Origin of the sequence: Natrialba sp. PRR66, assembly GCF_034808065.1 — an archaeon.
GTDB classification, from domain to species: Archaea; Halobacteriota; Halobacteria; order Halobacteriales; family Natrialbaceae; genus Natrialba; species Natrialba aegyptia.
Genome location: NZ_JAXHGN010000159.1, coordinates 1 through 261, shown reverse-complemented (window position 1 = coordinate 261; position 261 = coordinate 1). Strand labels below are relative to the sequence as shown.

1 protein-coding gene is annotated in these 261 nt (G+C 60.2%); it reads left to right on the top strand.

What is annotated here, in order from left to right; translation table 11 throughout:
- On the top strand, nucleotides 1-206 hold a 206-nt coding region (locus tag SM755_RS23840; RefSeq protein WP_323174863.1), incomplete at its 5' end, for an MBL fold metallo-hydrolase.
- Nucleotides 207-261: the final 55 nt, after the last annotated feature.

The window sequence follows — 261 nt, the reverse complement described above, 5'->3', positions numbered from 1 at the left end:
AGCGACTGGACGTGGACGTGTTACTCCCACCGATTGGCGGAAGGTTCACTATGGACCGCGAGGCTGCCGCCAACCTCGCAGAGGCGATGGATCCCGATCTGGTCGTGCCGATACATTACAACACCTTCGAGGCGATCGAGACAGACTCGACAGCCTTTGCCGATGATCTCGGTGCTCGCGGGATCGAAGTGGCACTCGACGAGTAAGCGGTCGTCGCTCCTGTCAGTCTCAGAATGGTCGTACTCACAGGGGGTCGCTGGC